Genomic DNA, 23032 nt, shown 5'->3' on the forward strand with positions numbered 1-23032 from the left:
GGTGATCAATCGGACGAATTCCCGAAACCGCCGTTCCCTCACAAAGCGGGCATTGGCTGTCGCGCTTTCGATCGCCGCGCTGACGGTCGGCCTCAGCAGTCAGGCCGAGGCGTCGCCCCGTGCCGTGACCAGCGGAACGCCGGGCACAATGGTGACCACCTACGAGGCCGGCAACATCCGGCAAACTCCGTGGTCGACCAGCAAGAAACAAGGCAGTTACCCCGCCAACTACACGGTGTTCGGCATCTGCTGGGCACACGGGGAACCCATTTCGGCCAATGGTGTCGTGAAAAATGACATCTGGGTTTCCACCGGCGTCGAGAACGGCGTGCATTCCTTTTCATCAGTGCCGTTTACCTCAACGGCGATTCTCTGGGCGGAATGCCCGTAGGGCGCAGTGCCCGTGACGCGCCGGGCACCCGCCGTCACCAGGAGCTACGCCACGGTGGCGAACCAGTGAGACTCGCCGCGCGGGGAGTGTGGTGAGCAGGGGTGATGGCCTACCGTGGAGCCATGGCCGAGAGCGGAGCTGTACAGCCGGGCTGGAATCCTCGGTTCCACGAGGATCTCGTCGGGCTGGATCCGTACGACCCGGAGGCGCGCGCGTTCGCCGCGCACCTCGACCGGATGGAGCGCACGGGCCCGACGTTCACCGTCGAAGCGTGCCTCGACCAGGTCTCCGACTTCGCCGATTCCAGCAGCCGCGCGGGCGGGCTGCGCTACTGGGTTTCGGCGCTCATCGCGGCGTTGATCGTGCTCGGAGTGATCGTGACCGCATGGCAGATCGTGACCCACGCGATCGCGTTCCTCACGCGGTAACGTGGATGTGGTGAAAGGTATGAAACCCGTGGTCGGCACCACGCCGCGAGTGGTCAAGTCCGAGCAGGAATGGCGGGCGGAACTCAGCCCGGAGGAATACGCCGTGCTCCGCGAGGCCGGCACCGAGCGGCCGTTCGTCGGCGAGTACACCGACACGAAGACCACCGGCTCCTACGAGTGCCGCGCGTGCGGCGCCGAGCTCTTCCGCAGCGACACGAAGTTCGAAAGCCACTGCGGCTGGCCCTCCTTCTACGACCCGGCCGACTCCGACGCCGTGCTGCTGCGCGAAGACCGCACCCTCGGTATGCGCCGCATCGAAGTGCTCTGCGGGTCGTGCCACAGCCACCTCGGCCACGTCTTCGAAGGCGAGGGGTACGACACCCCGACGGACCAGCGGTACTGCATCAACTCGATCTCGTTGAAGCTGGTGCCCACCGAGGCCGAGTGACGCCGACGAGCATCGAAGAGCGCCCTCCCCCACCGGGAGGGCGCTCTTCTTCCAGGAAAATTCCGGTCTCGCGGAACTCCGGGCAACCACCAAACGCCCTCGCGCGTGCACAGAACACGACAGGCCGGGAACGCACCACGACGCTCCCCTCCGGCGCTGCCGAAGGGAACCGAGGCGACGCGGACGGCGTCAGTTGTGCCGACCCGCCGGGCGAGCCAGGTCGGTAGGGTCCGGCGACCGCGAGGGTGAAGGGGGACACCGTGGACGAGACCTGGGGTATTTCGGGACCGCAGTTCCTGGCGTGGTACGGCATCGCGCTGGCCGTGGTGCTCGTGGTGCAGGTGGGTTGGCCTCGGGTGGCGCGGACGCGGGCAGTCGAACACACCGGTGAGCTGCCGGACGTGTACCACCTCGCATACCTCGCGGGCGGGGCCGAGCGCGTGGCCGACACGGCGATCGCGGCGCTGGTGGAGCGGGGCCTGCTGCGGGTGAGCAGCAAAGGCACGGTGACGTCGGCCGGGAAACGCCCGTCGCACAAGATCGAGCGTTCGGTGCACGAAGGTGCGAAAGGTTCGACCGGCACCACCCGCGGCCTGCGGGCCAAGGTCGCGCGGTCGGCGGCGATGGGCATGCTCGTGACCGACATGCGACGGTTCGGCCTGCTGACCGCCGGCGACGACCTGCGGCGCTTCCACAAGGCGGTCGTTCTGGTCTACGGGGCGCTCCTGGCGGTGGGCGTCGTGCGGTTCGCCGCGGGAGCGGCCCACGGCCGGCCCGTCGGGTTCCTGGTGCTGCTGCTCGTGGTCACGCTCGTGCTGCTGATCGCCGCCGTGCTGGTGCGCAACCGCAAGCGGGTGCGGGTCTCGCGGCTGGGGCGGGGCGCCCTCGTGAGGGCCCGGGCGACGAGCCGTTCGGCGGGGCCGGTGCTGGTGCTCGCCGGGGCCGCCGGGGCCGTGGCGCTGGGCGGGCTCGCGATGTACCCGGACGACGAGCTGAGTGCGGCGTTGATTCCACCGTTCCAGCCCTTCGCGGGCTTCGGCGGCGGCTCCTCGAGCGGCGGTTCCTCCTGCAGCAGTTCCTCCTGGAGCACAGGGTCTTCGTGCAGCAGCGGGTCCTCCTGCAGCAGCGGCTCTTCGTGCGGGGGTGGCGGTGGGTGTGGTGGCTGAGCGGCTGGGTGTGGGCATCGGCTGGCGGGCCGAGCTCGACCTGTCGATCGCGCGGCTGCCGGGCGTCGACTGGGTCGAGGTCGTCGCGGAGAACCTGCACGTGCCGCACCTGCCGGCGAGCCTGCTGGCGTTGCGGGAACGCGGGATGCCGGTGCTGCCGCACGCCGTTTCGCTGTCGCTCGGCGGCGCGGAACCGCTGGACACGAATCGCGTGGAGCACCTCGCCGAGCTGGCGCGCGAGCTCGACGCGCCGCTCGTGAGCGACCACGTGTGCTTCGTGCGCGCGGGCGGGCTCGACTCCGGGCACCTCATGCCGCTGCCCCGCACACGTGAAGCGCTCGACGTCCTCGTGGCCAACGTCCGCCTCGCCCAGTCCATAGTGGACGTTCCCTTGGCCCTGGAGAACATCGCGGCTCTGTTGCAGTGGCCCGAGAACACGCTGTCGGAAGAGCAGTTCCTCACCGAGCTGACCGAACGCACGGATTGCCTGCTCATCGTCGACGTGGCGAACCTCTACGCCAACGCCCGCAACGTCGGCACCGACCCGGTGGCCTTCCTCGACGGGATTCCCTGGGAACGCCTGGCCTACGTCCACATCGCCGGCGGCATCGAGCGCGACGGCGTCTACCACGACACCCACGCGCACCCGGTCGTCCCCGAGGTGCTCGACCTGCTCGCCGAGCTGCGCCGGCGCACCGATCCGCCGGGCGTGCTGCTCGAACGCGACGACGACTTCCCCACCGACACCGAACTGGCCGCCGAACTCGCCGCCCTGCGGGCGACGGTGACGGCGTGAGCCGCGAGGACCTCGCCGCCCGGCAGGCCGCGTTGCTCGACGCACTGCTCACCGGCGCCGCTCCACCGCCGGGCTTCACCCCCGAGCGCCTGCGCCTCGAAGCCGACGTGCTGCTCACCAAACGGCGGCGGCTCGTGGCGTACCTGCGGCCGGATCTCGAAGAAGCACTCGGCGAGCGGTTCAGCACGTTGTTCGGCGCTTATGCCGTCGAGCAGCCGAAAACCGACACGATCCGCGCGCGGGACTACGCCGACGCGTTCGCCGGCTGGCTCACGGCCCGCGGTGAGCTCCCCGAGCAGCCGCGACGCCGCCGGTGGTTCCGGCGCTGACTCAACCGCCGATCGGGTGCCACACCGCGCTGTCGGCGCCCGGCAGGTGCGACGCGTGGTCCCAGTGCGGCTCGGCGCCCGGCAGCTCGCCGGCCAGCTTCACGCGCGTGAGCTTGCCGAAGTCGCTGTCGACGTCTTCGACGAGATCGCTGAAGTCCACAGTGGATGGCCCCGGCTCCTTGCGCCCCAGCGAATCCAGCCACCGACCCGTGCCGGCGAGGGAAAGCCGGACGTGCCAGCTGCCGCCCTCGACGACCGAGCGGCGAACCGCGGTCATGATGGCGGCGGCCGCGAGCCAGCCCGTGGTGTGGTCCAGCGCCTGCGCGGGGAGGGGCACCGGGTGGTCGGCGCCGGTCACGCGGGCGCCTTCGTCGGCGATGCCCGAGGCCATCTGCACCAGGCTGTCGAACCCGCGGCGGCGGCCCCACGGGCCGGCCCAGCCGTACGCCGACAGGTCAGCCGTGACCAGACCCGGCCGCAGTTCGGCCATGTCCTCCGGACCGAACCCGATTCGAGCGAACGCGCCGGGACGGAACGACTGCAGGACCACGTCGGCCCGGGCGACGAGCTTCTTGAGGCGCGCGCGGCCGCCTTCGGTGTCGAGGGCGACGAACGCCGAGCGCTTTCCGTGGCCGGTGTCCATCGTGAGCGCGGGGATGCGCGGCAGGTGCGCGGCGCCGACGTGCAGCACGTTGGCGCCGTGGGCCGCGAGCACGCGGCCGGCGACGGGCCCGGCGAGCACGTGCGTCAGCTCCAACACCCGCACACCGCCGAGCGGGCGGTCGGAGGCGAAGAACGTGTTCTTCGGCGCGTCGCCGATCCGGCGGATCTCGGCGAGCGGCAGGTCCGCGACGGCCTGGCCCTGCGGGTGCGCGAGCCACTCGTCGCGCGAACGCATCAGCGCGGCCGCGCCACCGGCCGTGATCACGGCGGACTCGACCTCGGCGGCCGTCTTGGCGGCCACGGTCTTCGCGACGGCCTCACGCTCCGCGGGCACGCCGAGCGACCAGCACACGGCGGCCTCGTGGCGCGGGTAGTTGGTGTGCAGCCGGACCCAGCCGTCGGCGGCGCGGTAGTCGCCGGCGATCGGGCCCCAGACGTCGGGCGGCGGCTCGCCGTTCACGCGCAGGAGCCGTTCACTGAGCACGGTCGCCGCCGCGTGCCGCGAATCCACGGCCACGGCGCCGGGGTCGATGCCACGCAGCTTCAGCAGCTCGGCGGCCGCCAGCGTGGCGGCCGCGATCCCGGCCGTTGCCGCGGCCTCGACCCGGAACGTGCCGGGCAGCACGGACTCGGCGCCGGTCGCGGACACGGGCGGCAGCGAATCGCCGGTGAGCGTCTGCCACACCCCGGCCAGCACGTCCTGCACGGCGGTTACGGCAGAGCCGCGACGAGTTCGGCGGGCGCCACACGCGTGCCGGTGTAGAACGGAATCTCCTCGCGCACGTGGCGACGCGCCTCGGTGCCCCGCAGGTGACGCATCAGGTCGACGATGCGGTGCAGCTCGTCGGCCTCGAACGCGAGGATCCACTCGTAGTCGCCCAGCGCGAACGACGCCACGGTGTTGGCGCGCACGTCGGGGTAGTCGCGGGCTTCCTTGCCGTGGTCGGCGAGCATCTTGCGGCGCTCGTCGTCGGGCAGCAGGTACCACTCGTAGGAGCGGACGAACGGGTACACGCAGATGTACTTGCGCGCTTCCTCACCGGCGAGGAACGCCGGGATGTGGCTCTTGTTGAACTCCGCCGGGCGGTGCAGCGCGACCTGGCTCCACACCGGGTTCGACGCGCGGCCCAGCGGCGTGCGGCGGAACCCGTTGTACGCCGCCTGGACCTGCTCGATCTCCTCGGCGTGCCACCAGACCATGTAGTCGGCGTCGGCGCGCAGCACGGACAGGTCGTAGACCCCGCGCACGACCACGCCCTTGTCGGCGAGCCCGTCGAGGAACTCGGCCGTCTCCTGCCCCGCGGTGCCGCGGTCCTCGCCGAGGCACCCGGCCTCGACCTTGAAGACCGACCAGGCGGTGTAGCGGATGCTGTCGTTGAGCTCGTTGTAGTTCAGCCGCGCCATGCGACCATCCTCCCACCGCGTGCTCGACCGGCGCCAAGCGGCCGCCGTCACACTTTGATCTTCACCGCGATCCGGCGCGCGGCGGCTTCGGCGGTGGCGACGCAGGCCGGCAGCCCGACGCCGTGCAACGTCGCGCCCGCCACGGCCAGGCCCGGCAGCCCGGCGACGGCGGTCTCGATCCTCGTCACGCGCTCCAGGTGCCCGGCGCCGTACTGCGGCAGGCCGCCGCCCCAGCGCGTGACCAGGGTGTCGAGCGGCTGCGCGGTGACGCCGGTGAGGCGCGCGAGGTCGTCGCGGACGGCGTGCACCAGGGCGTCGTCGTCGCCGGTCAGCGCGCCTGGCTCGCCGAAGCGGCCGACGGATCCGCGGACGAGCACCGGCCCGGCGGCTCCGTAGTGAGCCCACTTGTTGGCGGAGAAGGTGAAGGCCTTCGACGCGTAGGGCACGCCTTGCGCATCACGCTCGCCCGCGCCGATGAGGATCCCCGACGCGCCGGGCAGCTCGGTGCCGGGTGGCAGCGCCAGGGCGACCACGGCCATGGATGCCAGCTCGACCTCGCCGTAGGCCGCGGACGCGAGCGGGGCGACGTTCTCGAGCAGCCGGCGCGCGGCGGGCGCGGGCACGGCGAGCACCACGGCGTCCACGTCGACCGGAGTGTCTTCGGGGGCGTGGGCCGGTGCGGCGGAGCCGACGTCGAGGCGCCAGCCGGTGCCGGTGCGGGACAGCGCGCGGACGGTGGCCGAGGTCCGCACGGTGGCGCGCGACAGCTCACGCAGCCGGTCCAGGAGCGTGGTCAGCCCGCCGGTCAGGGTGCCGAACACCGGCGCGGTGCCGGGGGTCTTCGGGAGCAGGGACGCCGCGGCCTCGGTGAGCGACCCGGCGCCCTCGGCGACGGCGTTGGCCAGGCCGGGCATGGTCGCGCGCAGGCCGAGGCCGTCGGCGCCGCCCGCGTAGACGCCGCCGAGCAGCGGGTCGACGAGCCGGTCGACCAGCTCGTCGCCGAAGCGGTGGCGCAGCAGCGGGCCGAGCGCCAGATCGGCGTCGGTGAGCTCGACGGGCCCGAGGATGCGTTCCTTCTCCACGGCGAGGCGGCCGTCTTCCGACAGCACCCCGGCCACGACGTCGGCCGACGCCGGCACACCCATGACGGTGCCCGGCGGGAGGCCCGTGACGGTGCCGCCGGCGTGGATCTTGGCGCGGGCCCTCGTGGGGTGCACCAGGCGCTCACCCAGCCCGACCTCGGCGACGAGCGCCGTCACCTCGGGCCGACGCGCCAGGAACGCCTCCGCGCCGACGTCGTAGGGCACACCGGCGACCTCGGCCGTGCGCAGCTTGCCGCCGGTCGCCGCGGTGGCTTCGAAAACGGTGATCTCGACGGCGTCACCGAGCAGCGTCCGCAGGCGGTACGCCGTGGTCAGGCCGGAAATCCCGCCGCCGACGACGGCGACGCGCGTCACAGCGAGTGCACCAGCTCGGCCACGCGCGTGAGCACCTCCGGTTCGACGCTCGGCAGCACGCCGTGGCCGAGGTTGAACACGTGCCCGTCGGCCGCCCGGCCCTCGTCGACGATCCGGCGCACCTCGGCCTCGATCACCGGCCAGCTCGCGTACAGCAGCGCGGGGTCGAGGTTGCCCTGCACCACGGCCTTGCCGCCGAGCCGCCGCACGGCCTCGTCGAGCGGCACCCGCCAGTCGACCCCGACGACGTCCGCGCCGGCGTCGCGCATCGCCACGAGCAGCTCGCCCGTGCCGACGCCGAAGTGGATCCGCGGCACCCCGTACTCGGCAACTCCCGCGAGCACCTTCGCCGAGTGCGGCAGCACGAACTCGCGGTAGTCGCGCTCGGACAGCGCGCCCGCCCACGAGTCGAACAGCTGGATCGCGTCGGCGCCGGCGTCGAGCTGGGCCCGCAGGAACGTGAGCGCGATGTCGGCGAGCCGGCCCGCGAGCTCGTGCCACAGCTCGGGCTCGGCGTGCATCAGGGCCTTGGTGTGCTCGTGGTTGCGGCTCGGTCCGCCCTCGATGAGGTAGCTGGCCAGCGTGAACGGTGCCCCGGCGAAGCCGATCAGCGGCGTGTCACCGAGACGTTCGACGAGCAGGCCCACACCTTCGGCCACGCGCGCGACCTGCTCGGCCTCCAGCAGCGGGACGGCGCGCACGGCTTTGAGGTCCCGCACCGGCTCGGCCACGACGGGTCCCGTGCCGGGCACGATGTCGATGTCGAGGCCCGCCGCCTTGAGCGGCACCACGATGTCGCTGAACAGGATCGCGGCGTCGACCCCGTGCCGGCGCACCGGCTGCAGCGTGATCTCGGCCAGCATCTCGGGGTCGAAACACGCGTCGAGCATGGCCACGCCCTCGCGCAGCTTCCGGTACTCCGGCAGCGACCGCCCGGCCTGGCGCATGAACCACACCGGCGGGTGCACGGGCTTCTCCCCCCGCGCCGCGACCAGGAACGGCGCGGCAGTGAGGTCACGCCGCGCGCGAGGGGTGGATCCGGACGGGGCGGGCTCGGGGGCAGGCGAAAGCTCAGGCACGGTTCCATCGTCCCACGCGGCGAGAGGAGGGCCCCTGCGGCGGTGCCGGTGCCGGGTTCGGTCGCCGTCACCCGGCTCTTGGGAGGTGACGGGCCTCGCGGGGCCGATCCGGTCACCCGCGACCGCCTCACCAGGCCCGTCGCCGGACCCGCGCGGTGATCAACGCCGTGCGCCCGATTCGTGCTCCGGCGGCGGCCGCGCGGGGGCGCTGGGCCGGTCGGGTCGTTCCTCGGCGCGCCTGCGTTCGCAACGGGGCGTCGCCGCCCTACAGTCGATGGGTGACCGCGATGACACCAGTGCCCGAGCTGTTCCGCGAAGCCGTCGCGGCGCTGAAGTCCATCCGGCCGCGGCCCGAGGTGCGGCTGGAGCAGATGCGGGCACCGCAGCGGCTGGCGCCGTGGTCGTTCGCGGTGAGCTGCGAGGTGGCGGGGCCGGCGGACGTGCTGGCGTCGGGCCGGCTGGTGCTGCTGCACGACCCAGACGGCCAGGAAGGCTGGGACGGCGTGCTCCGCCTGGTCATGTACGTGCGGGCCGAGCTGGACCGGGAGCTGGCCACCGATCCGTTCCTGCCCGCCGTCGGCTGGTCGTGGCTCACTGACGCGCTGGAAGCCTCCGGTGCCACGTGGACGGCGCTCGGCGGCACGGTCACCGAGACCTCCTCGGCGCGCTTCGGCGACATCTCCGGCCCCACGCGCACCGACGACCTCGAGCTGCGGGCGTCCTGGACGCCCACCGACGCCGCCCTGCGGGCCCACGGGTACGCGTTCTGCCAGGTGATGGCGAGCGTCGTGGGTCTGCCGCCGGTCGGCGTAACGCTGTTCGAACAGCGCCAGAGCTCCTGATCCCCGCAAGTTCACCCGGACGGGCCGCCCGTCCGGGTCCTCCGCACGCCCCAGGGCGCCCAGGACGGCCGTTCGTGGTCTGGACAACTCGACACACCCGCGGGCGACCGAACGCGATTCTGACAGCCGTTCACGTCCGTCCACCTGGGACCGCACGCGCTAGCACGCGCGGACGCCCACGTTCGTGAAGACCCCATGATCACGGGCAGTCATGCCCTGGTCACGCCCGCAAAGCCCGCCTGGCACCCCTTGGCGCCCTCGGAGGCCCCACGCAGACCGCCGCGAGACAGCTCTGTGCAAACGTGAATAAAGTTGATCTTGCCCCGGCGGAGGCCGATTTCCGACGTCTGGTGGACTGCCCACGAGACCCGCGGACGGAAGCACCCGCAGGTGCACGGCCCACCTGCACGGGCGTTTCGGGGTTGGTAACCCTGTTGCATCGCCGCCGGAAGCAGTTCCGTTAACAATGGGCGCAGCACTAGCCCAATCGTGTGACCACGAACGCCCTGAGTGACGAGTCGTTTCGGATAGATACCCATTCGATCCCCCCGTAACGGCTCCCGGGCGGCTACAGTGCCTTCGACGACACCACTTTCGGTCTAAAGCTGGCGCGGCTGAACGGCCGAAGGTCCCGGTGCCGGTCGGGGGGCACGACCGACTCCAGGGAGGTAGTGACGTGGCTACCGTCGGCTTATCTCAGGCCGTTCGATCCACGCCAGCCGGTGCATTGCCGGCGAGCATGGTTCCGCACCCGCGGGAAGAGCTTTTTTCCGTGTTGGTGGTCGATGACCACCCGCTGTTGAGGGAGGCAATCGCAGCACGACTCGCACAGATGGGTGCGGGCACGGTCCACGAAGCCGCCACGGTGGCCGAGGCGAGGGCGCGAGCACAGGCCACCGGCCCGTGCGACCTGGCGATCCTCGATCTCGGGCTGCCGGACGGCAGCGGCATCGAGCTGGTTACGGAACTCCGTAGCCACGGCTGGCCGCGCGTGGTGGTGCTCGCATCGTCCGACGACCCGTACGCGGTTCGGTCGGCGTTCCAGGCCGGTGCCCAGGCGTACCTGCTCAAGTCCGCGTCGCCGGTGGTTGTCACCGACGGCGTGCGCAGGGTCCTGGAAGGCGGCGTGTACGCCGACCCGAGCGTGGCCCCGGTCCTGGCGACCGGCACGCGGGTCGCGGGTACCGACAACACCCCGCGTGAGCTCTCCGCCCGTGAGGTCGAGGTGCTCCAGCTCGTCGCCGACGGGCAGTCGAACAAGGAGATCGGGGAGGAGCTTTCGCTCTCCGCGCTCACCGTGAAGTCGCACCTTTCCCGCATCGGGCGCAAGCTCGGCACGGGTGACCGGGCACAGATGGTCGCATTGGCAATGCGCGCCGGTGTGATCCGCTGACGAAGGCGGACAGAGGCCCCGCGGGGCGGGCGGACCAGGCGCGGTACGCCCGTCCCGTAGGGTCGTCAGTTATGGGAAGTGCACAGGCGGACGGCGCCCGGACCGGAGAGACCACCACCGAAGACGCCGGATCGCCCGTGCTGCTGCGCGAGCCCGCCGAAGGCACACCCCCCGTGGTGACCGATCCGGCGGCGCTCGCCGAGGCGTGCACGCGGCTCGCCGCGGGAACCGGCGCCGTGGCCGTGGACACCGAACGGGCGTCCGGCTACCGCTACTGGCCCAAGGCCTACCTCGTGCAGCTGCGCCGCGAAGGCTCCGGCACGGTGCTGATCGACCCGATCGCGCTGGCCGACGACCTCGCCCCCCTGCGTGAGGTCCTCAACGACACCGAATGGGTGCTCCACGCCGCCAGTCAGGACCTGCCGTGCCTGGCCGAGCTGGACCTGCACCCGAAGTCGCTGTTCGACACCGAGCTGGCCGGCCGGCTGGCGGGCTACGAGCGCGTGGCGCTGGGCACGCTCGTCGAACTGCTGCTCGGCTACACGCTCGAGAAGGGCCACAGCGCCGCCGACTGGTCGAAGCGGCCCCTGCCCGTCGACTGGCTCAACTACGCGGCGCTGGACGTCGAGCTCCTCAACGAGCTGCGCGAGAAGCTCGAGGCCGAGCTGGAGGCGCAGGGCAAGCTGGAGTGGGCGCGCCAGGAGTTCGAGAACGTGCGCACCGCGCCGCCGCCCGCCCCGCGGGCCGAGCCGTGGCGCCGGACGTCGGGCGTGCACAAGATCCGCAGCCCGCGTGGCCTCGCCGCCGTGCGCGAGCTGTGGCAGGCCCGCGACGAGCTGGCCCGCAAACGCGACCGCGCGCCCAGCCGCATCCTGCCCGACAGCGCCATCGTCAACGCGGTGGTTTCGGATCCGAAAACGGTCGAGGAACTGCAGGCCCTGCCGGTGTTCAGCGGGCGCGTGCAGCGCAAGTACACGGCCAGCTGGCTGCGGCACCTGCAGGCGGCCAAGGCCTTGCCCGCGAGCGAGCTCCCCAGCCCCACCCAACCCTCCGACGGCCCTCCCCCGGTCAACCGCTGGGCCGACAAGGACCCCGACGCGGCCGCCCGCCTCGCCGCCGCACGCACGGCGCTGGCGGCCATCGCGGAGGACCGACGGCTGCCCGTGGAGAACCTGATGCTGCCGGACCTCGTGCGGCGCACCTGCTGGCGCCCGCCGGCCGACCTGTCGGAGGACGGCGTGGCCGCGGTGCTGCGGGCCGGTGGTGCTCGGCCGTGGCAGGTGGAGCTGGTGGTGGGGGCGCTGAGCAAGGCTCTTCAGGCGACGGCTTCGGCCTGAGATCCAGGTGCGCCGGCGGCGGGTGAGCGGCCAGGGTTTTCAGCGTGAACGTGCTCTCGTCCGGGCACCCGGGTCCGGCTTCGGCCCCCGTCGGTGCCCGCCTCTCGTCGGGTCCCTGCACGAGTCGACCCGCTGACGGTTCGCGGTCACACCTCGCCGAGCCAGCCGGCGGCCTCGACCGTGCACGAGTGATCCGGGCCGAGCACCGCGCTGAAGCCGGTGATCACGGCTTCCAGTCCCTCGATCGCCTCCGCCCGCCGGCCGCGGCGGTGGGCGGCACGGGCGAGGGTCGCCTGGGCTGTGAGGAGGGCGGGGTGGCCGGCGGGCCACGCCCGGGCGGCGAGAACGGCGGTTGCTTCGCGCTCGGCGTCGTCGAGGTGGCCGGCTTCGAGGTGGGCGCGAGCGAGCTCGCCGCGGACGAGCAGCGACCGGTGGGAGGATTTCGGGCCGGCCGCGAGGACCGAGGACAGCAACGCCGCGGCCTCCTCTGCTTCTCCTGCGCGGAGCATGGCGGTGGCGAGGGCTGCCCGCAAGCCACGGGTGCCGTGGCGGGCAAGGAGTTCTCGCAGGGGCGCGACGACCCTCGCCGAATCGCCACGCTCGGCGCGGATCACCAGGCCGAGGGCGGTCATCCTGTCGCGCGCGAGGTCGGTGGTGGCCAGGGTGATGAGCTCGGCGGCCTCACGCTCGGCCTCCTCGTGGCGGTCGAGCTCGCACAGCAGCGCCACTTTGCGGGCGGCGGTCGCGAGGGTCACCGCGTGGGCCGGGCCGAGTTCCGCGGCGCAGGAGCGCCGGTGGGTGTCGAGCACGTCCAGGGCCTCCGTGAACCTCGCCGCCACCACGAGCACGTGCGCGAGGTGGAGACGGGCCTCGAAGGTGCCGCGCTCCTTCGCGCCCCACGTGCGCTCGTAGACCTCGGCGGTCCGGGCCAGCACGGGGACGGCTTCGTCCGGGCGGCCCTGCTGGGCCTGGCTGAGCGCGAGGTTCGTCCAGGCGGCGAGCGTGCTCGGGTGCCGCGGACCGAGCACACGCCCCTGGACCGGGGCTAGCTCGGCGAACACCGCCTCCGCGGCAGACCACTCCGCGGCCGTCATGAGCAGCACTCCGAGGTGGTGCTTGCGGTGGAGGGCGGTCTGGCTTTCCGGGTTGCGGGCCTTCACCAGCGCTTCCCGCAGCCTCGCCGTTTCATCGGCCGGCGCCGGCGCCGTGCGAGCGCGGAAGAGTTTCACGGCCGGCGGCGACGCGGTCTGAGCATCGGGACAGTCTGCCGGATCCAATCGGGACAGTCTGCCGGATCCAGCCGAGGCGGTCGAGGACCCGACAAGCGCCAACCAACCCCGGGCCTCGCCCGCCGTCGGTGAAAGGCCCGGAGTCCCGGCAACCTCAGCCCCAGCGGTCCAGAACCTCCTGCGCCGCAAGCACCTCCGGGTGGCCCACCGGCCACGCCACCGCGTCGAGCACCGCACGGGCGTGAAAGGCCGCCACCTCGGGATCCGGGTGGATCTGCGCCAAGGTCCCGCGGTTGCGAAGCACCTGGCGCCACCCGCCCCAGTACTCCGAGACGAGTCCGGTGAGGACGGAGGTCGCTTCGGCGAGGTCGTCGTTCAACACCAGGGTGTCGGCGAGGCATTGGCGGAAGAAGCCGTGCTTCGAGTGGCGAGCGGCGAGTTCGCGCAACGGCGGCACCGAAGCCCCGGCGGCGCCCAGCTCGGCGATGATCTCCAGGCGCGCCGCCTCCGCCCAGTCCAGGTCGAAGGGCTTCTTCAGGTGGGGCACGATCTTCTCCGCCAGCTCACGCAGTGCCTCGTCCTGGCGGTCGACGTCGCACAGCGCGATCAGGTGGCCGAAGCGGACTTCGCGGGTCAGGGGGTCGGCGTCGCCGAGTTCGCCCGCGCAGTAGCGGACCACCGACGCCGACGCGGCGACCTGCTCGTCCAGCCGATGCGCCACGCCCAGGGCCTCCACGAGCATGCGGCGGCACCAGATGGTCGCTGCCTCGGCGCCCCAGGTCTCCTCGTAGACGCCCTCGGTCTCGGCGAGCAGCGGCACGGCTTCGTCGGGGCGGCCCTGCCCGGACCAGGACAACGCGAGCTGCACCCACAGGCCGAGCGTCTCCTTGCTGCGCGGCCCGAACTCCCGGGTCATCGGCGGCACCAACGAGCGGAACACGGGCTCGGCGTCGCGCCACTCCCCCAGCGCGCCCAGCCGCGAAGCGAGGGCGAAGCGCTCCCGGAGGTCGCGGGCGCCTTCACGGCCGCTGGACCGCGCGATGGCCCGGCGCAGGGCGCTGACCTCGTCGTAGGGCAACGAACGGAAGAGACTCACCGCGACGACCTGTCCACATTGACCATTATGTCCGACCGACCAGGTCGAGCAGCGCTCGGGCCGCGGCGCGCAGCGGGGCGTCCGGTTCGCCGGCGCCGGACAGCCGGAGCACGGCGTCGGCGGCCTCGCGGGCGTGGACCTCGACGTCGAGGGCGGGGTCGTCGCGGCGGGTGATCGCGGTGCTCTCCACCAGGCCGAACACCAGGTCCGTGCGGATCCCCGGGGCTCCGGCCGCGGCCACGAGGGTGCCGTACGCGGCCTTGAGCTCGGCCCGGTCGGCGCGGAACCCCGCGAGGTTCGGCGACGACACCTCGGGCAGCAGGTACAAGGCGCCGATGTTGTGCCGCGCCCCGCCCAGCAGCCGGACGTCCGCGTAGGCCAGGGCCCACAGGCGCACGCTCGCCGGCTCGGACGAGGACGACGAAACCAGCCCGGCCGCGACCGCCAGCGAAGGGCGGACGGTCGCCGCCAGCAGTTCGGCGAGGATGTCCTCCTTGGCGGGGAAGTGGTAGTACAGCGACGCCTGCCGCAGGCCCGCCCGCTCGGCGATCGCGCGGGTCGTGGTCGCCGCGTACCCCGCGCCGGTGAACAGCTCCCCCGCCGCGTCGAGCACCGCCGAGCGCGCGTCCTGGCGGCTCGCCGCCGCGCCGCTCGCGCGCGGCCGGCCCACTCCCGTCACCTTCCCGTCCACCCGGTCGATCCTGCCAGGCGCACTGCCGTGTTACGCGCGACAGCCCCTTCCGGAAACACCCGTTAACACTCGCCTTACGCGGGCGAGATGGCACCGACCCACCGGCGGCTTAATTTCGGTCACCCGATCGAAATACCCGCCAGCAGACGGGAGCCTCGCATGCCCGCGCCCTCGGTCCCCTCCGACGACCTCACGCAGTTCGGCTACCGCCAGGAGCTCCGCCGCAGCTTGGGCGGCTTTTCCGCCTTCGCGGCCGGCTTCTCCTTCGTCTCGATCCTCACCACCGTCTTCCAGCTCTTCGGCTTCGGCTACACCTTCGGTGGCCCGCTGTTCTTCTGGTCGTGGCCGTTCGTGCTCGCTGGGCAGCTCCTCGTCGCCCTCGTCTTCGCGGAACTGGCCGCCCGCTACCCGCTCGCCGGGTCCGTGTACCAATGGGCCAAGCAGCTCGCCCGCGGTTTCGCCGGCTGGCTCGCGGGCTGGATGATGCTGCTCGGCTGCGTGGTCGCGCTGGCGGCCGCGGCGATCGCGCTGCAGATCGTGCTCCCCTCCGTGTGGAGCGGGTTCCAGCTCGTCGGCGGGGACCCCTCGGTGACGTCGGCGACCGGCGCCACGAACGCGGTGCTGCTCGGCACGCTGCTGATCGTGTTCACCACGGTGGTCAACGCCGCCGGCGTCCGCGTGATGGCCCGGATCAACGACGTCGGAGTCGCCGCGGAACTCGTCGGCGTCGTCGTGCTCATCGGCGGCCTGGCCCTGTTCGCCGTCCGCGGGCCGCAGGTCGTGGTGCACAGCCTCCCGGTGAGTGACGGCGGATCCGCGGCCGGTCTCGGCGGCGTTCTGGCTTCGGCGCTGATGGCCGCGTATGTGCTGTACGGCTTCGACACCGCCGCGTCGGTCGCGGAGGAGACGCGCGACGCCCGCCGGGCGGCCCCGCGAGCCGTGCTGCGCGCGGTGCTGGTGTCCGGGCTCGGAGGGCTCGCCGTGGTGCTCACCGCGCTCATGGCCGCGCCGAGCCTGACCGACGGCCGGCTCGCCGGCCAGGGCCTGCCGTACGTGATCACCGCTGTCTTCGGTGACACCTTCGGCCGGGTCTTCCTCGCCGACGTCGCGATCGCCGTGGTCGTCTGCACGCTCACCATCCAGACCGGCACGATCCGGCTGATCTACGCGATGGCCCGCGACAACGCCCTGCCGTTCTCCGCGCGGCTGTCCGGAGTCAACCCGCGCACCGGCACGCCGCTGTGGCCCGCCGTCATCTCCGGTGCGCTGGCGATCGCGCTGCTCGGCGTGAACGTCGGCAACCCGACGCTGTTCAGCACGATCACCGGCACGTCGGTGGTCGTGGTCTACCTCGCCTACCTGCTCGTCACCGGACCGCTGCTGCTGCGCCGGCTGCGCGGGCGGTTCCCCGCCGAGCCCGGCCTGTTCTCGCTGGGCCGCTGGGCGATCCCGGTGAACGTCGCCGCGGTGGCCTACGGCGTGGTCATGATCGTCAACATCGCCTGGCCCCGCGCGGAGATCTACGACCTCGCCGGTTCGGGTTCGCCGTGGCTGCTGCTCTTCCCGGTCGAATTCGTCGGCGCCGCGCTGCTGATCGGCTGGTTCTGCTGGCTGCGGCTGCGCCGGGCCACCTCCCCCGCCTTCGAACCCGCAGTCTGAGAGGACGACCATGACCACGACGGCAACCACGTACGGCGCGCGCGACCACGCCCGGGCCCAAGCCGGCACGGTCGTCGACACCATGCCGACGATCCCGGCGACCTCGTCACCCGCACCGCCCGGCGTCGATCCGGCCACGCTGACCTGGGCCGAGACCGTGGCCGGCGGCGGCTACACGCACAAGGTGCTGGCCCGCGGCACCCGGTTGCGGCTCACCGACCCCGAGGGCGATGCCTGCGCGCACCTGCTGCTGTTCCACGCCGATCAGCCGTGGGAGCGGCTCAACGTCGCCGACACCGTGAAGGTGCAGTGGAACGCCTACCTCGGCGCGTCCGTCGCGCTGCTCTCGGACCAGGCGCGGGTGCTCGCGACCGTCGTGGCCGACACCAGCGGCCGGCACGACGCGTTGTGCGGAACGTCCACTGTGGACGGCAACATCGAACGCTACGGCGACGGATCACCGCACGGGCCGGCACCGGCCGGCAACGCACTGTTCACGCTGGCCGCGGCGAAAAACGGGCTGGGGCCCCGGGACCTCGCGCCCAGCCTGTCGTTCTTCCAGGGCGTGCGGGTCGGCGCGGACGGCGAGCTGGCGTTCACCGGCTCCGCGGGCGCCGGGACCTCGGTGGACCTGCGGATCGAACTGCCCGTGATCGTGCTCCTGGCCAACACCGCGCACCCGCTCGACCCGCGCGAGGACTACACCGTGAGCCCACTGCGAGTCCTCGCCTGGCGCGACCGCCCCACCGGGCCGGGCAGTCCGGAGTGGACGCACACGCCGGAAGTGCAGCGTGCCTTCGAGAACACCGCCGACCACCTCACCGCCCGGGGGATCGCATGACCACGACCGTGCTCGACGTCGAAGTCCCCGCGCGCGCCCCGTTCTCCACGGTGCTGCGCCGCGGCCAGGAGCTCACGATCATCGACCTCGGCGGCAACCAGGCCGTCGATTTCCTCTGCTACGACGCGGAAAACACCTCACGCCGCTACAGCGCCGCCGCGACGATCGCCGCGCAGCGCACCATCTTCCTCACCACCGGCAGCGTGCTGCGCTCCGGCGAGGGCTCTCCGCTGGTCACCGTCGTCGCCGACACCTGCGGCCGCCACGACACGCTCGGCGGCGCGTGCAGCAAGGAGTCCAACAGCCTCCGCTACGGCCAGCACACCCGGTTCCAGCACGCCTGCGCCGACAACTTCCTCATCGAGGGGAGCAAATGGGGCCTGGGCAAACGCGATCTGGTGAGCAACGTCAACTGGTACATGAACGTCCCGGTCGAGGCCGACGGCACACTCGGGATCGTCGACGGCATCTCCGCGCCGGGCCTGGAGGTCCGCCTGCGGGCCGAAACCGACGTGCTCGTACTCGTGTCCAACTGTCCGCAGATCAACAACCCCTGCAACGGGTTCGACCCGACGCCGGTGCGGATGGTCGTGACCGAACCGGAGCGTGCGGCGTGAAACTGCTGGTCGCCAACCGCGGCGAGATCGCGGTCCGCCTCCTGCGCGGCGCCCGGGAGCTGGGCATCCCGACCGTCGCCGTGTACTCCGACGCCGACCGCACCGCGCCCCACGTCCGCCTGGCCGACGAGGCCGTGCGGCTCGGCCCGGCACCCGCGGCCGAAAGCTACCTGCTGGCCGACGCCATCATCCGTGCAGCACTGGACACCGGCGCCGACGCGATCCACCCGGGTTACGGCTTCCTCAGCGAGGACACCGCGTTCGCCCGCGCGTGCGAGAACGCCGGGATCGCGTTCGTCGGCCCGGCGCCGGAGCACCTGGAGGTGTTCGGCAGCAAGCACACCGCACGCGAGGCCGCGATCGCCGCCGGCGTGCCGCTGCTGGCGGGCACGGGGCTGCTGGCCGACGTCGACGAGGCGCTGACGCGAGCCCGCGAGATCGGTTACCCGGTGATGCTCAAGGCGACCGGCGGCGGAGGCGGGATCGGGATGCGCGCGTGCGCGTCGGCCGAGGAACTGTCCGCCGCGTGGGAGGCCGTGCGCAGCGTGGCGGCCAAGAGCTTCGCCAGCTCCGGCGTGTTCCTGGAGCGGCTGGTCACGAGTGCCCGGCACGTCGAGGTGCAGGTGTTCGGCGACGGCGCGGGAACGGTCCTCGCGCTGGGCACGCGCGACTGCTCACTGCAGCGCCGCAACCAGAAGGTCGTGGAGGAGTGCCCGGCGCCGGACCTGCCGGACGCCGTGCGGCGGCAGCTGGCCGACGCGGCGGTGGCGCTGTGTTCGTCGGTGCGCTACCGCTCGGCCGGCACGGTCGAGTTCGTGTACGACCCCGTGCGCGAGGAGGCGGCGTTCCTCGAGGTCAACACCCGCCTGCAGGTCGAGCACCCGGTGACCGAGGCGGTCTACGGCATCGATCTGGTGGGCTGGATGCTGCGGCTCGCGCAGGGCGACCGCGGGATGTTCACCGCCGTTCCCGAGCCGCGCGGGCACGCCTTCGAGGCCCGGGTGTACGCCGAGGACCCGAGCGCGAACCACCGGCCGAGCGCCGGCCTCATCACGGGTGTGACGCTGCCGTCCGACGTCCGCGTGGACACGTGGATCGAGGCCGGCGCCACCGTCACCACGCACTACGATCCCTTGCTGGCCAAGGTGATCTGCACCGGCACCGACCGCGCGGACGCGCTGGCGAACCTGCGTGCGGCGCTCGCGGGCACCGCCGTCGGCGGGGTCCGCACGAACCTCGGGCAGCTCCGCGCGGCGGCGCTGGCTCCCGCGTTCACGACCGCCCGGCACGACACCGCCACGCTCGACGCCGTCACCGACGCCGAGCCGCGGATCGACGTCGTGCGCGGCGGCACGATGACCACCGTGCAGGAGTGGCCGGGGCGCACCGGGTTCTGGCACGTCGGGGTGCCGCCGTCCGGCCCGATGGACGACCTGTCCCTGCGGCTGGGCAACCTCGCGCTCGGCAACCCCGAGGGCGCACCCGGTCTCGAGTGCACTGTGGACGGTGTCACGCTCCGGTTCTCGGCCGAGGCCACCGTCTGCGTGACCGGTGCGACCGCACCCGTGCTTCTCGACGGCTCGGCGGTGCCCGCCTGGACCCCGTTCGCCGTCCCGGCGGGCGGCACGCTCGACGTGGGTGCGGGCACGGCCGGGTTGCGCAGCTACGTGCTCGTGCGGGGTGGCCTCGACGTGCCGGAGTTCCTCGGCAGCGCGGCGACGTTCACCCTCGGCCGGTTCGGCGGGCACGGCGGGCGCGCGCTCGCCGCGGGCGACGTGCTCACCCCAGGGCCCGAGCCGGCGGACCCGGTCGCCGGCGCCGTCCCCGCCGGCGACCGGCCGCGGCTGAGTGCACAGTGGACGATCGGCGCGCTCGAAGGTCCGCACGCCGCACCGGAGTTCTTCACACCGGCCGACATCGAGACGTTCTACCGCACCGCCTGGCAGGTGCACTTCAACTCCGCCCGCACCGGGGTCCGGCTGGTCGGCCCCCGCCCGCAGTGGGCGCGGGAGGACGGTGGTGAAGCCGGGCTGCACCCGTCCAACATCCACGACACGCCCTACTCGATCGGCGCCGTCGACTACACCGGCGACCTGCCGATCCTGCTGGGCCCGGACGGGCCGAGCCTCGGCGGGTTCGTCTGCCCCGCGACGGTCGCGACCGGCGAGCGCTGGAAACTCGGCCAGCTGCGGCCGGGCGACACCGTGCGCTTCGTCCCGATCGACAGCGACCACGCGGCAGCCCTGCGCCGCCGCCCGGCAGGACCGCTGCTCGCCAGCCGCGGGGTCCTCGACGACGGCGGCGTGCTCGCCCGGCGGGCCGCGGCCGAGGACGAGCCATCGGTGACCTACCGGCGCAGCGGCGACGACAACCTGCTCGTCGAATACGGCGACATGACCCTCGACCTCGCGCTGCGGATGCGCGTCCACGCGCTGGCCGAGCGCCTCGCCGCCGAGGGGGTGCCGGGGATCGTCGACCTCACGCCGGGCATCCGGTCGCTGCAGGTGCACGTCGACCCGGACGCGCTGCCGGTCGGCAAGGCGCTCGGCCTCGTCCGTGAGCTGGAGGACGACCTGCCGGGCACGGCGGACCTGGTGGTGCCGAGCCGCGGTGTGCGGCTGCCGCTTTCCTGGGACGACCCGGCGACGCGCGAGGCGATCGAGCGCTACATGACCGGCGTACGCGACGACGCCCCGTGGTGCCCCTGGAACATCGAGTTCATCCGACGCGTCAACGGTCTGTCCGATGTGGACGAGGTGTACCGCACGGTGTTCGACGCGGAGTACTTGGTGCTCGGGCTCGGCGACGTCTACCTCGGCGCACCCGTGGCGACACCGCTGGACCCGCGGCACCGGCTGGTGACCACCAAGTACAACCCGGCGCGGACGTGGACGGCCGAGAACTCGGTGGGCATCGGCGGCGCGTACCTGTGCGTCTACGGGATGGAGGGGCCCGGCGGGTACCAGTTCGTCGGGCGCACCGTGCAGGTGTGGAGCGGCTGGCACCAGCGCGGCGCGTTCGAGCCGGGTTCGCCGTGGCTGCTGCGGTTCTTCGACCGGATCTCGTGGTACCCCGTGTCTGCCGACGAGCTGCTCGACCTGCGGGCCCGCGGTTCCGCGGGCCAGCTCGAGCTCGACATCACCGAAGGGGAGTTCCGGCTCGCCGACTACCAGCGGTTCCTCGCCGACCACGCCGAGAGCATCGCCGCGTTCCGCGCCACGCAGTCGGCGGCCTTCGAGGCGGAACGCCGCGCCTGGGCGGCAGCGGGCGAGTTCGACCCGAAGCCCGAGCCCGTCACCCGGCCGCCGGCCCGCGTACAGGCACCGCCCGGCGGGCACGTCGTCGAGGCGCCGTTCGCCGCCACCGTCTGGCGGGTGGACGTCGAGGCGGGCACGCGGGTGGACCACCGGCAGTCGCTGGTCACGCTGGAAGCCATGAAAACCGAGGCGCGGATCCCCGCGCCCGCCGACGGAAAGGTGCTCGAGGTGCTCGTGTCCCCCGGCGACCAGGTCGCGCCCGGCACCCCGCTGGTGGTGCTCGGGTGATCAGCGAACGCGTGCGCGCCGCGTACCGGCGCGTCGAGCAGGTCGACCGGCCGGAGATCTGGGTCGATCTGCGGCCGGAGGCGGACCTGCTCGCCGAAGCCGCGGCACTCGAAGCCCGGTACACCGCGGGCGAGCCGCTGCCGCTCTACGGCCGGCTCGCCGCGATCAAGGGCAACATCGACGTCGCCGGGTTGCCGACCACGGCCGGGTGCCCGGCGTACGCGTCCCTGCCCGAAGCCGACGCACCCGTGGTCGCCCGCTTGAAGGCGGCCGGCGCGCTGGTCCTCGGCACGACGAACCTCGACCAGTTCGCCACCGGGCTCGTCGGCACGCGCAGCCCGTACGGCGCGGTGCGCAACGCCGTCGATCCGGCGTACGTGTCGGGCGGGTCGAGTTCGGGGTCCGCGGTCGCCGTCGCGCTGGGGATCGCGGACCTCGCACTCGGCACGGACACGGCGGGGTCGGGCCGGGTCCCGGCGGCGTTCAACGGGGTCGTCGGCCTGAAACCGACGCCGGGGCTGCTGCCGACGGACGGTGTCGTGCCGGCGTGCGCGAGCATCGACTGCGTGTCGATCTTCGCGCGCACGGTGGCCGAAGCGGAGTTCGCGCTGCGGTGCCTGTCGGCTGGGGGTGCGTTCCGGATCGGCGTCCCGGCCGCCCTGGGTCCGCTGCGGGAGGGCTGGGCCGAGGCCTACGCCGCCGCGGTGGCGGACTACGCCGCGGCCGGCGCGGTCGTGACCACTGTGGACTTGTCGCCCTTCCTCGCCGCGGCCCGGCTGCTCTACGAGGGCTCGTTCGTCGCCGAGCGCTACACCGCGGTGGGCGAGTTCGTCGAGAAGCACCTCGATGACGTCGATCCGACGGTCGCGGGCATCATCGCCGCGGCACGCGACCTGCCCGCGCACCGGGTGTTCGCCGATCAGGCCTCGCTCGCGCGGCTCAAACGCGAGGCCGACGCCGTGCTCGCCACCGTGGACGCCCTGCTGCTACCGACCACCACCGGCCACCCGACGATCGCCGAGGTGGCCGCCGACCCGGTCGGCACGAATGCCGCACTGGGCCGCTTCACGAACTTCGCCAACCTGCTCGGCCTGGCCGCGCTCGCCGTGCCCGGCGGGACGGCGGGCGGGCTGCCGTTCGGGGTGATGCTCGTCGGCCCGGCGAACACGGACGCCCGGCTGGCCGCGCTGGCCCGCGGCGTCGAGCGCCGGGTGCGGCTCGCCGTCGTCGGGGCCCACCTGCGGGGACAGCCGCTCAACCACGAACTGACCTCGCGCGGGGGCCGGTTCGTCACCGCGACCGAAACGGCGGCCGAGTACCGGCTGCACGCCCTGTCCACGATCCCGCCGAAGCCCGGGCTCGTGCGCGTGTCGGAGCACGGCGTTGCGATCGCGGCCGAGGTGTGGGACCTCCCGGTGGAGGGCTTCGGCGCCTTCGTGGCGGCGGTCCCCGCGCCGCTGGCAATCGGGCGGGTGCGGCTCGCCGACGGCTCGGAGGTCTCGGGCTTCCTCTGCGAACCGGCGGCCCTCGCCGGCGCGGAGGACATTTCGGCGAAGGGAGGCTGGCTCGCCCACCTGCGCGCCTGAGGGCGCCCGCCGCCCGGGAGTGTGCCGTCCCCCAC

General features: G+C 73.0%; 21 protein-coding genes. 14 read left to right on the forward strand and 7 right to left on the reverse strand.

Translation table 11 applies throughout. The annotated features are described in order from the left end of the window. Position 1: 1 nt before the first annotated feature. From ACWEOE_RS20035 to ACWEOE_RS20060, 6 genes are all read left to right on the forward strand, one after another. Entirely contained in the window at positions 2-391 is a 390-nt protein-coding gene (locus ACWEOE_RS20035) for a hypothetical protein (protein ID WP_452011110.1), read from the forward strand. A 122-nt stretch (positions 392-513) separates the two neighbouring features. Further along, the gene (locus ACWEOE_RS20040; protein ID WP_452011112.1) at positions 514-819 is read left to right on the forward strand and encodes a hypothetical protein; all 306 of its coding nucleotides are present in this window, start codon (positions 514-516) and stop codon (positions 817-819) included. A 19-nt stretch (positions 820-838) separates the two neighbouring features. Next, positions 839-1267, forward strand: a complete 429-nt coding sequence (gene msrB / locus ACWEOE_RS20045; RefSeq protein ID WP_452011114.1) for a peptide-methionine (R)-S-oxide reductase MsrB — start codon at positions 839-841, stop codon at positions 1265-1267. A 260-nt stretch (positions 1268-1527) separates the two neighbouring features. Further along, positions 1528-2433: a TIGR04222 domain-containing membrane protein gene (locus ACWEOE_RS20050; protein WP_452011115.1), complete on the forward strand. Its 906-nt coding sequence runs from the start codon at positions 1528-1530 to the stop codon at positions 2431-2433. After that, entirely contained in the window at positions 2426-3229 is an 804-nt protein-coding gene (locus tag ACWEOE_RS20055; protein WP_452011117.1) for a DUF692 domain-containing protein, read from the forward strand. The genes ACWEOE_RS20050 and ACWEOE_RS20055 overlap by 8 nt, the downstream gene beginning before the upstream one ends. Beyond that, complete coding sequence (locus tag ACWEOE_RS20060) at positions 3226-3558, forward strand: hypothetical protein (protein ID WP_452011119.1); 333 nt, start codon at positions 3226-3228, stop codon at positions 3556-3558. Before ACWEOE_RS20055 ends, ACWEOE_RS20060 begins: the two co-directional genes overlap by 4 nt. Position 3559: 1 nt before the next feature. Here the strand turns inward: ACWEOE_RS20060 and ACWEOE_RS20065 are convergent, their stop codons facing one another. Genes ACWEOE_RS20065 through hemE form a run of 4 tightly spaced genes read right to left on the reverse strand, consistent with a single transcriptional unit; the run spans position 3560 to position 8161 of the window. Further along, the gene (locus ACWEOE_RS20065; protein WP_452011122.1) at positions 3560-4927 is read right to left on the reverse strand and encodes a CoA transferase; all 1368 of its coding nucleotides are present in this window, start codon (positions 4925-4927) and stop codon (positions 3560-3562) included. 5 nt (positions 4928-4932) lie between these two features. Then, positions 4933-5625: a hydrogen peroxide-dependent heme synthase gene (gene hemQ, locus ACWEOE_RS20070; protein ID WP_452011125.1), complete on the reverse strand. Its 693-nt coding sequence runs from the start codon at positions 5623-5625 to the stop codon at positions 4933-4935. Positions 5626-5672: 47 nt separating this feature from the next. Then, positions 5673-7082, reverse strand: a complete 1410-nt coding sequence (gene hemG, locus ACWEOE_RS20075; RefSeq protein WP_452011128.1) for a protoporphyrinogen oxidase — start codon at positions 7080-7082, stop codon at positions 5673-5675. Next, positions 7079-8161, reverse strand: coding sequence for a uroporphyrinogen decarboxylase (gene hemE / locus ACWEOE_RS20080; RefSeq protein ID WP_452011131.1), 1083 nt, complete (start codon positions 8159-8161; stop codon positions 7079-7081). Before hemE ends, hemG begins: the two co-directional genes overlap by 4 nt. Positions 8162-8439: 278 nt before the next feature. Here hemE and ACWEOE_RS20085 point away from each other — a divergent pair, with 278 nt between their 5' ends. From ACWEOE_RS20085 to ACWEOE_RS20095, 3 genes are all read left to right on the forward strand, one after another. Beyond that, on the forward strand, positions 8440-9003 hold the full coding sequence (locus tag ACWEOE_RS20085; RefSeq protein WP_452011134.1) for a DUF3000 domain-containing protein: 564 nt from the start codon (positions 8440-8442) through the stop codon (positions 9001-9003). Positions 9004-9679: 676 nt separating this feature from the next. Further along, positions 9680-10396: a response regulator transcription factor gene (locus tag ACWEOE_RS20090; RefSeq protein WP_033291604.1), complete on the forward strand. Its 717-nt coding sequence runs from the start codon at positions 9680-9682 to the stop codon at positions 10394-10396. Positions 10397-10467: 71 nt separating this feature from the next. Then, positions 10468-11733, forward strand: a complete 1266-nt coding sequence (locus tag ACWEOE_RS20095) for an HRDC domain-containing protein (RefSeq protein WP_452011137.1) — start codon at positions 10468-10470, stop codon at positions 11731-11733. 146 nt (positions 11734-11879) lie between these two features. On the opposite strand, the gene ACWEOE_RS20100 is transcribed toward ACWEOE_RS20095, so the two are convergent. The 3 genes from ACWEOE_RS20100 to ACWEOE_RS20110 all read right to left on the reverse strand — a co-directional run bounded on the left by ACWEOE_RS20100 (position 11880) and on the right by ACWEOE_RS20110 (position 14749). Beyond that, positions 11880-12962 carry a tetratricopeptide repeat protein gene (locus tag ACWEOE_RS20100; protein ID WP_452011140.1) on the reverse strand — a complete coding sequence of 361 codons (1083 nt, stop codon included), beginning with the start codon at positions 12960-12962 and terminating at the stop codon, positions 11880-11882. A gap of 154 nt (positions 12963-13116) precedes the next feature. Then, positions 13117-14058: a hypothetical protein gene (locus ACWEOE_RS20105; protein WP_452011143.1), complete on the reverse strand. Its 942-nt coding sequence runs from the start codon at positions 14056-14058 to the stop codon at positions 13117-13119. 25 nt (positions 14059-14083) lie between these two features. Beyond that, positions 14084-14749 (reverse strand): TetR/AcrR family transcriptional regulator, encoded by a 666-nt coding sequence (locus tag ACWEOE_RS20110; RefSeq protein ID WP_452011146.1) that lies wholly within the window; start codon positions 14747-14749, stop codon positions 14084-14086. Between the two features lie 159 nt (positions 14750-14908). Between ACWEOE_RS20110 and ACWEOE_RS20115 the strand changes: the two genes are divergently transcribed. From ACWEOE_RS20115 to ACWEOE_RS20135, 5 genes are read left to right on the forward strand one after another with little or no spacing between them, the layout of a single operon-like run. Next, positions 14909-16408 carry an amino acid permease gene (locus ACWEOE_RS20115; RefSeq protein WP_452011148.1) on the forward strand — a complete coding sequence of 500 codons (1500 nt, stop codon included), beginning with the start codon at positions 14909-14911 and terminating at the stop codon, positions 16406-16408. Between the two features lie 10 nt (positions 16409-16418). After that, on the forward strand, positions 16419-17249 hold the full coding sequence (locus ACWEOE_RS20120; RefSeq protein WP_452011150.1) for an urea amidolyase associated protein UAAP1: 831 nt from the start codon (positions 16419-16421) through the stop codon (positions 17247-17249). Further along, the gene (locus ACWEOE_RS20125) at positions 17246-17866 is read left to right on the forward strand and encodes an urea amidolyase associated protein UAAP2 (protein WP_452011153.1); all 621 of its coding nucleotides are present in this window, start codon (positions 17246-17248) and stop codon (positions 17864-17866) included. Before ACWEOE_RS20120 ends, ACWEOE_RS20125 begins: the two co-directional genes overlap by 4 nt. After that, positions 17863-21411, forward strand: coding sequence for an urea carboxylase (gene uca / locus ACWEOE_RS20130; RefSeq protein ID WP_452011155.1), 3549 nt, complete (start codon positions 17863-17865; stop codon positions 21409-21411). Before ACWEOE_RS20125 ends, uca begins: the two co-directional genes overlap by 4 nt. After that, on the forward strand, positions 21408-22997 hold the full coding sequence (locus ACWEOE_RS20135; protein ID WP_452011158.1) for an allophanate hydrolase: 1590 nt from the start codon (positions 21408-21410) through the stop codon (positions 22995-22997). The genes uca and ACWEOE_RS20135 overlap by 4 nt, the downstream gene beginning before the upstream one ends. Positions 22998-23032: the final 35 nt, after the last annotated feature.

This window comes from Amycolatopsis sp. NPDC004368, assembly GCF_053602515.1.

Excerpts from the sequence above, each read along its gene's own strand:
- ACWEOE_RS20040 (WP_452011112.1), top strand. The coding sequence starts at position 514 with ATGGCCGAGAGCGGAGCTGTACAGCCGGGCTGGAATCCTCGGTTCCAC.
- msrB (WP_452011114.1), top strand. The coding sequence starts at position 839 with ATGAAACCCGTGGTCGGCACCACGCCGCGAGTGGTCAAGTCCGAGCAG.
- hemQ (WP_452011125.1), bottom strand. The coding sequence starts at position 5,625 with ATGGCGCGGCTGAACTACAACGAGCTCAACGACAGCATCCGCTACACC.
- ACWEOE_RS20095 (WP_452011137.1), top strand. The coding sequence starts at position 10,468 with ATGGGAAGTGCACAGGCGGACGGCGCCCGGACCGGAGAGACCACCACC.
- ACWEOE_RS20115 (WP_452011148.1), top strand. The coding sequence starts at position 14,909 with ATGCCCGCGCCCTCGGTCCCCTCCGACGACCTCACGCAGTTCGGCTAC.
- ACWEOE_RS20120 (WP_452011150.1), top strand. The coding sequence starts at position 16,419 with ATGACCACGACGGCAACCACGTACGGCGCGCGCGACCACGCCCGGGCC.
- ACWEOE_RS20125 (WP_452011153.1), top strand. The coding sequence starts at position 17,246 with ATGACCACGACCGTGCTCGACGTCGAAGTCCCCGCGCGCGCCCCGTTC.